The following is an 11761-nucleotide window of genomic DNA, read 5'->3' as shown; positions in this document are numbered from 1 at the left end:
CTGTGTCTGTCAAAGGCAGGCACGTCCCCTTATTCTTATATTTTTATTTGAATAAAACATTGTCGATATTATTTTTTTTCTTACCTTTGTACCCGAAAACCAATTACTAATATACAAAACTAATCAATGAAATCAAAATTTTATGCTTTAATGGCATTATTGCTGATGCTATGTACTATAGCGGGCAGCGCTAAGAAGGTGCACACCTTGGGTGATTCTACGATGGCACCTTATGACGAGAACGCTACGAATACCCGTGGATGGGGTATGTATTTCGGAAACTTCCTGACCAATGGCTGGACATCGGTCAACTATGCCAAGGGCGGACGCGATTCGCGTGCCGGCTATAATGAGTTGTGGAACAATGCGAAGAATAATGTGGAGGCAGGCGACTACGTGCTTATACAGTTTGCACACAACGACGGAAAATACAATGGTGTGGATAACTTGGAACTGCAGGCTTACTACACTGCCAAAGGCGATGCCACGAATGCCGCTGCCGTGAAGAGCGACGGACGAGGCACGACGCCCTCTACAACCTATAAGGAGTGCTTGAAGCAGATTGTCGATGCCGTGAAGGAGAAGGGTGCTACGCCTGTCCTCGTATCGGCTGTATGTCGTTGCTACTTTGGAAGTGACAACAAAATTACCCGTCCAGGTCGTCATGACTTAGGTGATAAGTTTGATGCCATCATCGACGGACAACTGAAGACGGGACAGAAGATTGCCGCCTCTGATCATACGATGGACTATGGTTATCAGATGCAGCAACTGGCTTCTGAACTGAATGTGGCTTTCATCGATATGACTAGCGCCACGAAGGAACTCTACGAGAGTTATGGAACGTATGACAAATGCTATGCGGCTTTGTTTGACAAAGGTGCTGAGAAGGATAACACCCATTATAACCTGACTGGTGCGCTGACGGCAGCCCGTCTCTGTGCACAACTCTTGAAGGAAAAGGGTATCCTTGCTGATGATATCGTGATTCCTACAGAACTCTCTATAGCTCCCGCTTCTGTTGATATGGGTGAGGGCTACTTGGGTAAGACGGCTATGAAGGAACTGACACTTAGCGGATTGGGACTGGAACCAGCTGCAGGTACGGTGAATGTTACTGCTACGGAAGGTATCATGCTCTCTACCGATAAGCAGAACTGGCAGAACTCTTTAGAGGTGAACTATCAGAACGGATCGCTTATCAAGACTTTCTATGCCCGCGTGTCGCTCACTGCTGTGGGGAAGTTCAATGGTACTGTTACTGCCACACAGGGCACAAAGAGTATTGAAGTGCCCGTCACAGTTAATGTGATAGAACTGGGCGGAGGCGAGCCTTTTAGCGTATTCTGGCCCATGGTTCCAAATGATGAGGCAACCGTTACAGGAAATGTCGTAGCTGCAGCGGCCAAGTTAGAAGGGCTGGGAAAATATGGCAACGTGAATGGCTTTGGTGCGCTGATTGCTCCCGATGGGAAAACGGGCGCATGGCCTACGGCTGGTATCGACGACTCGCCTAACCAGTATGTGCAGTTTGCCGTGACGGCTCCTGAGGGCAAGAAGCTCGATATCAATAGTCTTTCAATGAAAATCAAGGCGCAGGGTGGGGGCGCCCTCCAGTGTCATGTTTATTATTCTACCGATGGCTTCGTGACGCGTAAGACCATCTTCTCGTCGGCTGTATTGACCAGTACATGGAACGAAATTACTTCTGACGATGTCATCAAGGTGGACGAGGGTGACAAGTTGCTCATCCGTGTCTATCCCTGGTCGAAAAACGTGGATAATGGCAGGTGGATATGTGTTTCCGATGTCACTATAGGTGGTCAGGTGAAAGATGCTGCTGGCGTGAACGTCACGGGCTCTGTCACTTATACCCTTGACAAGGGCGGATTGGCTCAAGGTGATGATGTTGTGTTTTCCCCTGAAACGCTGAGCGCTGGTTTTGCCGCTAAGAAATGGTCGGCAGGTTCGGCTTTGACTGTTGATGGAACTATCCAGTATGTAGGTCAGAACAATGACAAGACAAATCAGACTAAGATTTATAACGGTACTGCGGGCAGTCTTAGCAGTAGTCGGGTTGACGATAATGCACTCAAGCTGACACTCACTCCTGAGGATGGTTTCACTTTCGTCCCTTCAAAGGTGGGTTTTAAGGCTGCCCGCTATGGTACGGATGGTGGTAATATCGGTGCTGCCGTAAAGGCTGGTGACGAAGAGGTGGTGCTGGTAGAGAATGCGGCTGTAAACCGTGGCGGCAAGAATCTTGATATAGCTTCATTCAGCGAACCTGTTGATGGTATTACGGCTACGGCGGAAAAGCCTCTGGAACTGAGTTTCTATTTCCTCGGTTTGGGTAAGACCAAGTCAATGGGTATCTCGGATGTCGTTATTGAGGGACAGCTGGTCGGTGCTGCTGCGCAGGTGACGAAATACACCTTGAATACACAGGTAGTACCATCTGTTGAGGCCGGAAATATCAGTCGTGAGCCTGACATGGAACAGTTTAAGGAGGGTACGGTAGTAACGCTGAAAGCAACGAAGAACTTCGGTTATCGTTTTAAGGAGTGGCAGGATGCTAAGGGTGTAGTGATTAGTTCTGAGCCTACTGTCACAGTCACCATGGATTCTGAGAAGACCGTGAAGGCGGTTTTTGAGTCTGTGCCTGTATATAAGGTTACGACAAAGGTAACTAATGATGCTGAACGTCAGATGGGTAGTGTTGTATTGTCGCCCAATGAACATGATGGTCAGTACGAGGCCGGAACCAAGATTGTTGCAACAGCCAATGAATCGAAGATACTGAAGTTTCTCTCCTGGACTGATGCCAATGAGAATGCCAACGCCCTGAAAGAACGTGAACTCACGGTGAATGGTGACATGGAGTTGGTTGCCAACTACGAAGTACAGGATTTTATTGCCGTATTTGATGCCAGCAGCAATCAGAGTTATGCTTATACAACAACTGCTGGCTATCCTTTTGCTGCTGATGAGACATGGGATAGTGAGCGTAATGCCATAAGTAGTGTGGTAAAGATGAGTGACGGTTCGCTGTGCTATACGAAGGATGGTGGTACACCAGTGGTTCGAAACCGGGAGAGTGTGGTAATTAGTGCTATCAATGGTCTTTATCAGAATGGCTATCGCACCAGCGACATCGCCTTCCAGTATCAGTTCTCAACAAAGGGCTTCACGGCTGCGACCTTTACGGCAGATATGTGTGCCAAGAATGCTGCCACGAGGAAATACAAGGCGCTAATCTCTGTTAATGGTGCAGAATTTACTGAATTGAAGGAAGCTTGGGATGTAACAGCTAATGCCGTCAACCCCATAGAATTGGTGTTGCCGAGTGAAGCGATGGGGCAGGAGCGTGTTGTAGTTCGTATCACCGGTGTCGGCGACGAGGTCTATAACACCAACTATCCTTTCGATAAACAGTTTGATGGACTGGATTATTGCGACCATTCTGAGAGTGGCGTGGGCAATGTCTTTATTCTTGGTGAGGCTGTCGTTGAAGCTGATGAACAGGCACCCGTGGTTACTGCTACGATTCCTGCTGATCATGCTACAGGTATTAGTGCGACAGGAAAGATTACCATTTCGTTTGACGAGCGTATTACGGCCGTAGAGGGAGCCGGCAAAGCTATGCTTGACGGCAAGGAACTGCAGCCTGTATGGAGCAGTCGCAGTGTGAGCTTCGACTACAGTATGCTGGACTATGGCAAACAGTATACCTTTACCATGCCAGCCAACTATGTGCAGGACCGCTCTGGAAACAAGTTTGCAGAGCCTGTAAGCATTACCTTCACAACGATGCAGCGTCCAACTGTTGCAAAGGGACTTTATGACTTTATTGTACCTGATAACGGTACCATCAGCGAGGCACTGGCTGCTGCCAATAGCCGTGCTGACAAGAACGTGCGCTATCGTGTATTCATCAAGAATGGTAATTATGTATTTGATACTAATGGTAAGACCACGGGTGGCGACGGTAAGGAATACGACGACCCACGCTCGTACCTGAAAGCAGCCAATACCAGTTTTATCGGTGAGTCGATGGAAGGGGTCGTGATTACTAACCATACACCTGCTGCTACATGGGATAATGGTTTCGGCCAGGCTTGTCCGTTGGAAGGTATTGGCAAGGGCGACGTCCTTATTATCGAGGGTTCGGCTGTCAACAGCTATTTCCAGAACCTAACATTGAAATCATCCATGGGTGATGCTCACGGTCGAGATATCGTGCTTCACGACTATTCTACGCATACCATCTTCAAGGATGCCTGCATCTGGGCATATCAGGATACTTATGTATCGAACAAACAAGACGGTGCCTACTATTTTGAGGGCGGTGTTATCCGTGGTCGTACTGACTTTATCTGTGGTTCGGGTGACGTGTTCTTTAATATGGTGGATATCATCATGTGCGAGAAAGGCGGCTACGTCGTTGCTCCACAGGGTAACAGCAAGTATGGCTACGTGTTCAAGGACTGCACCATCGAGGGTGGCAAGAGCGATGTAGACGGCACCTACTATCTGGGACGTGCCTGGACAGCTGCGGCAGAAACCTACTTCATCAACACTACGATGAAGGCCAAGCCAGCCAAGGCAGGATGGCATGAGTGGAACAACGGACCTACGCGTTTCGCAGAATACAAATCCGTCAATGCCAATGGTGCTGCTATTGACCTGAGCCAGCGTGCTACCAGCATCAATGGCACACCCAACGAGCCCGTTCTGACAGATGAAGAGGCTGCAGTGATTGGTGATATGGCTAATACTTTTGGCGACTGGCAGCCCTCGCTGATAACTGAGCAGGCTCCTGTACCAACAAATGTAACGCTGAATGGCTCTGCACTCTCATGGGACAATAGTGACTACGCCTTACTTTGGGCTATCTGTAAGGATGGTGCAGTCGTTGCATTTACCACGAATCCTACCTATATAGTAACTGAACCTGGCGCCTATACTGTTCGTGCAGCCAACGAGGCAGGAGGCTTGAGTAAGGAGTCGGAAGGTCTAGTTGTCACCAACGAATCACTGACAGACGTAAAGGAAGTGAGAAGTAAGAAGGAAGAAGTAAGAAGTGGAACTTACGACCTTCAAGGAAGAAACGTTGGTGCGATAGGAAAGAAAGGTGTCTATATTGTGGACGGACATAAGACGATTGTCCGGTAAACATGAGAACACAACTCATTACTAACTTACAAAACTGATTGATGAAATTAAGATGTTATGCTCTGATTGCATTGTTGATGATCATTTGCGTCACAACGGATGCACAGGATAAAGGGCAAAAAATAAAACCCTGGGAGCACGGAAGACTGCGGGTATCGGACAACCAGCGTTTTTTGCAACATGAGGATGGTACCCCCTTCTTCTGGCTCGGTGAGACGGCATGGCTGATGCCTCAGAGGTTGAACCGCGACGAGGTGCAGTACTATCTGCAGATATGCCATGAGGCGGAATATAATATGGTACAGGTGCAGGTGATGAATGAGGTGCCTTCGTATAATGTCTATGGACAGAAGTCGCTCACGGTAGACGCTGAAGGGACATGGCAGATGAGCGAACCCTATTGGGAACATATGGACCATATTGTACATCAGGCCGAACGTCAGGGCATTTACGTCGGTATGGTATGCATCTGGGGTAATGCCGTTAAGGCGGGGAAAATGGATGTCAGTCAGGCGAAGGCCTACGGAGCATTTCTGGCCAACCGCTATAAGAACCGCAAGAACATCATCTGGATTATCGGTGGTGATATCCAGGGAGATGTGAAGCCTGAGGTGTGGGATGCGCTTGCTACCACCATCAAGTCGATTGACAAGAATCATCTGATGACTTTTCATCCTCGTGGACGTACTACATCGGCCCAATGGTGGAGCAAGGCTTCGTGGATAGATTTTCATGCCTTTCAGAGTGGGCATCGTAAGTACGGTCAGCGCATGGGGACCGTGAACTATCCGATACCCGACAATACAGAGGAGGATAACTGGCAGTATGTGGACTCGGTATGGTCGTATCAGCCGCTGAAGCCTGTCATAGACGATGAACCCGTGTATGAGGAGATTCCCAAGGGACTGCACGTTACCGATGAGGGCTACTGGCACGCATCTGACGTGCGCCGCTACGCCTATTGGAGCGTCTTTGCCGGCAGTTGCGGGCATACCTACGGCCATAACGCTATCATGCAGTTCTATCGCAAGGGGCTTCCGCCTGCCTATTTCTGTGAAAAGGAATGGACGGAGGCGCTTCGTGACCCTGGCTTCAATCAGATGAAGTACCTGAAGCGACTGATGCTCTCGTTTCCCTATTTTGAGCGTGTGCCCGACCAGAGCATCATCCGGGAAAATGGTGTTCAGTACGACCGTCTGATTGCTACTCGTGGCGCGGATTATCTGTTGGTCTATAACTATACAAGTCGTATAATGACCCTTGACCTGCGTAAGATATCAGGCGATAAGAAACGCGTGTGGTGGATGGATGCTGCCACAGGACGCTTCACTTTCCTGGGTGAGTTTGACAGTAAGGTGTGCACCTTCCGTCCTCATAAGACCATTGATGGTATTGAGGATGGTGTGCTCATTGCTGTTGATGCCTCAAGGAACTATCCTTTTTTGCCTTAGCAACCGTAAAACAAATTACTAATATACAAGACTAATCAATGAAATCAAGACTTCACATTTTAACAACGTTGCTTGTTGCGCTGTGTACGGTAGTAGCCAGTGCGGAAAAACTACCTGACAGGGCACTATGGGCGAGCATCAATGGCGCCAGTAATGCGTCACTGGGTGACTATCAGCAGCATACGGGAAAGGTGCTGGTGTCGTGGCGCATGTTGCCTGGCGACAATGCCGACACAGGCTTTGACCTTTATCGCACCATCGGTACTGGTGCAGAGAAGAAAATCGCATCGAATATCAAGAATCGTACGTGCTATCAGGACGGCACGGCCAGTAAGACGGTGGATAACCATTATCGTCTGACCTATGCGGGTAGTGCAGAGACACTATCAAGCTTTACGCTGACGAAGGCGCAGGTATCAGGTGGACTGCCTTATATCAGTATTCCATTGGCCGATACGAAGGATGTGTATGAGAATACGTCGAAGATTGTCTATACGGCAAACGACGTGAGCATAGGCGACTTGGATGGTGATGGCGAGTTTGAACTGGTGGTGAAACGCCTGCAGAGTGTGAAGGACGAGAGCGGAAATATTGTAAGCGATGGCTCGGGTGCCAGTTATTCGCAGCAGGACTGTTTGTGGGCGGTCATCTGGGATGCATATAAACTGGACGGCACGCTGCTGTGGCGTGTGAAGGGCGGTCCCGGCGTTATCCTGGGTAATTCATCCAGTTTTGCCGTGGCCGACTTTGATGGTGACGGTTGTGCCGAGATGGCTATCCGCACTTGTGAGGGCACGGTATTTGGCGATGGCACGGAGATTCCTGACACCAACGGTGATGGGAAGATAGACTACCGTACGTGGGGCAATCTGAATACGTCGAAACCTGGCTATCTGGACCATTATAACTCTGCAGGACCAGAGTTCCTCAGTATCATCGATGGTAAGACTGGTCGTGAGTTGGCCCGTGACAACTTCATCAATCGCGAGACCAGTGCGTCGTGGGGAGATGGTTACTGGAAACGTGCCTGCTCCTTTCGTGTGGGAGTAGGCTGTTTCGATGAGACGGGACTGCCGTCGGTAGTGCTGGGACGTGGCGTCTATGGTCACAGCGTCATTGAGACGTGGGACTGGCGTGACGGACAGCTCACGAAGCGTTGGCGCTTCGACACTAATGATGGTGGCACAGGCAAGGATGGCAAGAAGCATAGTACTTATGCCAGTCAGGGTAACCACTCACTGAATGTGGCCGACCTCGACGGTGATGGTCTGGACGAGGTGATGTATGGCTCGATGGCAGTGGATCATGATGGTATAGGCTTGTGGAACACGGGACTGGGACATGGTGATGCCAATCACGTGGGTAAGTTCCTGCCTGAGCGTGAAGGCCTGCAGATGTTTCACTGTCTGGAGACAGGTAAGACGATGGTGGCACTCCACGATGCCCGCGACGGTTCAGTCATCTGGAAAAAGGACGCTACGAGTGACAACGACATGGGGCGCTGTCTGGTGGGCGACTTCTTCCCTGAATATCCGGGTTGCGAGTTCTTCTACTATCAGGGGAACTATATCAAGCAGGATGGGACGGAGACTACTATTAATACCAAGGGACAGAAGGGCGGATGCGGCATGGCTATCTGGTTCGATGGTTCGTTGTCACGTCAGTTGATAGAGGATAATATCGTTCAGAGTCCTAAGTACGGACGTACCTTTACGATGTATCGGTACTCGGAGACCTTCATCAACGGCACGAAGTCTAACCCGTCATGGTATGGTGACCTCGTGGGCGACTGGCGTGAGGAGATTATCGTGCCAGATAATACCCGCCTGCAGGATATCAAGATATTTTCTACCTGGTATCCCACGACGCATAAATTCCCATGGCTGATGACCGACCACTGCTATTGGATGTCGGCTCTCAACGAGAACATAGGCTACAACCAGCCCACCAATACCGGTTACTATCTGGGCAGCGACTTGAAGAGTGATGCTGAGGCGTGGGCGGAGGCAGAGAAGGCGCAGAACGTGAACATCCCAACGGCTATCAATAATGCTGCTACTTATAGGACTTCTGTTAATAGCAGCATCTATAATCTGTCTGGACAGCGTGTGGATGTGTCGTACAAAGGAATCCTTATTAAGAATGGAAAGAAAGTATATAATAAGTAAGGTATGAAGAAGTGTTTTTTATTCTGTATACTGCTGATGCTCATTGTGAGTGTGAATGCTACAGAGCGACAGAAACTCAATTTCAACGGTGGCTGGCGACTGGCAGTAGGTGATTTCGCTGAGGCTGCCAAACCAGATTATGACGACAGTCAGTGGCAGCAGGTGACATTGCCCTACGCCTTTAATGGTGATGAAGCGTTTCGAAAGGATATCGTGGATTTAACGGATACTGTCTGCTGGTATCGTAAGACCTTTACCTTGACCGAGGGCGAAGTACAAGGAAAAGTGTTCATTGAGTTCGAAGGTGCCCGTCAGGGTGCCGATGTCTGGGTGAACGGACAAAAGGTGGGCTTCTCGGATAATGGCGTGATGGCTTTTGGATTTGACCTGACACCTTATATTAAAGAAGGACAGAACGTGATAGCCGTACGCTGCGACAACAGTTGGACGTACCGCGACCGCACATTGAATAGTCGCTATCAGTGGAATGATAAAAATTTTAATGCCAATTATGGTGGTCTGCCTAAGAACGTGTTCCTGCATATCACCGATAAGCTTTATCAGACCCTGCCTTTGTATAGTAACTTAGGCACAACAGGTACCTATATCTATGCTACCGATTTCGACATACCCAATCACCAGGCAACCATCCATGCCGAATCGCAGATTCGCAACGAGGACGCCAAGCCCCGTTCGTTTACATTCTTTGCCAAAGTGCTTGATATGGATGGTAAAGAAGTAGCCCATTTTAATGGTGAGCGCATTACCATGCAGCCTGGCGAAACACGTACTGTAAGAATACAGCAGTCTGTTAACAATCTGCATTTTTGGTCATGGGGGTATGGGTATCTGTATATGGTGGAAACGGGGCTTCTTGTCGATGGCAAAACTGTCGACCTCGTTGCTACCCGCACCGGTTTCCGTAAAACACGCTTTGCCGAAGGAAAGATTTGGCTGAACGACCGCGTGATGATGGTTCATGGCTATGCCCAGCGCACCTCGAATGAGTGGCCGGGTGTAGGCATCAGTGTGCCGGCATGGTTGAGCGATTACTCAAACGGCATGATGGTAGAGAGTGGGGCGAATATGGTGCGCTGGATGCATGTGACGCCATGGAAACAGGATATTGAGAGTTGTGACCGTGTGGGATTGCCACAGGCCATGCCTGCTGGTGATGCCGAGAAGGATGTGGATGGCGCCCGTTGGCAGCAGCGTACGGCCCTGATGCGCGATGCCATCATTTATAACCGCAACAACCCTTCAATACTTTTCTACGAGTGTGGCAACGAGAGTATCAGTCGTGAACACATGCTGGAAATGAAGGCTATCCGTAATCAGTACGATCCTTATGGCGGACGAGCCATTGGTAGTCGTGAGATGCTCGATATCGATGAGGCTGAGTATGGTGGCGAGATGCTGTATATCAACAAAAGCAAGAAACATCCCATGTGGGCGATGGAATACTGTCGTGATGAGGGCTTGCGCAAATACTGGGATGAGCAGAGTTATCCTTTTCATAAAGAAGGTGACGGTCCGTTGTATCGTGGTAAGCCTGCTAATGAGTATAATCATAATATGGATGAGTTTGCCGTGGAGATGGTACGTCGCTGGTATGACTACTGGCGTGAGCGTCCTGGCACGGGCACCCGTGTGTCTTCTGGCGGGGTGAAAATCGTCTTCTCTGATACGAATACACATCATCGTGGCGAGAAACATTATCGCACCAGTGGTGTTGTGGATGCCATGCGCATCCCTAAGGATGCCTTCTTTGCTCATCAGGTGATGTGGAACGGATGGGTGGAACCGGAAGAGGCAAAGACGTATATCGTAGGACACTGGGACTATCCTGCTCATACAGTGAAACCTGTCTATGTGGTATCGACGGCTGACAGTGTAGAACTGTTCCTTAACGGCAAATCGCTGGGTAAGGGTAAGCAGAGCTATCGCTATCTTTATGTTTTTGACAATGTATCCTTTGAACCTGGTACGTTGGAGGCTGTGGGCTCTGATGGCAGTCGCTATAAACTTGAGACGGTGGGTGAACCATACCAGCTGAAGCTCACAGCTATAGAGAATCCACTGGGTATCAAGGCCGATGGCGCTGATATGGTACTAGTTCAGGTAGAGGTGGTTGACAAGCAGGGGCGTCGTTGCCCGTTGGATAATCGGATGATACATTTCTCTCTATGGGGTGAGGCCAGATGGATAGGCGGCATTGAAACTGATGCTATGTCGCTGCCCTTGGAGTGTGGTGTGAACAGGGTGTTGCTACGCACTACCACAAATGCAGGTGAAATAAATCTTGCTGTCTATGCCGATGGTGTGAAACCGGCGTACGTCTCGTTGAATAGTAAAAAAACTGATTTTGAAAAGTCGGGAAAACTGAGCAGTCAGTTAGACAGAGGAGAAACACCGATAACTCCTTCATACAAAGAGCTGGCTCGTGGTATAGATATCGTATCGGCTAAGGCCGGCTATGATAGTGAGCATGCCATTCGCAGCTATGATGATAATGAACTGTCGGAATGGAAAAACGACGGACAACTCTCTACGGCTTGGATAACCTATAAACTGCCGAAGAAAACGGTTGTTGATGATATTTGCCTGAAGCTGACCGGTTGGCGTCTGCGCAGTTATCCGATAGAAGTGTATGCTGGCAAACAGCTTATCTGGAGCGGTGAGACAGAACGTAGTCTGGGATATATCCATCTGACACCTACCAAGCGTGTGAAGACCAACGAAATTACCATCCGTCTGAAAGGTGCCGGTAAGGACAAGGATGCTTTTGGAGGAATAACGGAGTTGGCTCAACCTGTCGCTGGCGAGCTGGATTTGTTCAAAGCCAGGAACGGTGGAGAGACAAAGAGTGAGTTGCGTATTGTAGAAATAGAATTTATTGAACATATAAAGTAGGAGAATCAGATTTTTTTTTGTACTTTTGCACCTCGTAAACAGACCATTAAGTAG

General features: G+C 49.1%; 4 protein-coding genes. All 4 read left to right on the top strand.

Translation table 11 applies throughout. From position 1 onward, the window contains the following. Positions 1–126: 126 nt before the first annotated feature. From L6466_RS10795 to L6466_RS10780, 4 genes are read left to right on the top strand one after another with little or no spacing between them, the layout of a single operon-like run. Entirely contained in the window at positions 127–5175 is a 5049-nt protein-coding gene (locus tag L6466_RS10795) for a pectinesterase family protein (protein WP_237802914.1), read from the top strand. Between the two features lie 41 nt (positions 5176–5216). After that, positions 5217–6626 (top strand): glycoside hydrolase family 140 protein, encoded by a 1410-nt coding sequence (locus L6466_RS10790; protein WP_237802916.1) that lies wholly within the window; start codon positions 5217–5219, stop codon positions 6624–6626. Positions 6627–6664: 38 nt separating this feature from the next. After that, positions 6665–8794: a rhamnogalacturonan lyase family protein gene (locus L6466_RS10785; RefSeq protein ID WP_237802918.1), complete on the top strand. Its 2130-nt coding sequence runs from the start codon at positions 6665–6667 to the stop codon at positions 8792–8794. Between the two features lie 3 nt (positions 8795–8797). Then, on the top strand, positions 8798–11707 hold the full coding sequence (locus tag L6466_RS10780; RefSeq protein ID WP_237802920.1) for a glycoside hydrolase family 2 protein: 2910 nt from the start codon (positions 8798–8800) through the stop codon (positions 11705–11707). Positions 11708–11761 lie beyond the last annotated feature (54 nt).

It is taken from the genome of Prevotella communis, assembly GCF_022024175.1.
Taxonomy (GTDB): domain Bacteria; phylum Bacteroidota; class Bacteroidia; order Bacteroidales; family Bacteroidaceae; genus Prevotella; species Prevotella communis.
The sequence above is the reverse complement of the archived record's forward strand: the minus strand, read 5'-3'. Positions and strand labels throughout refer to the sequence as shown.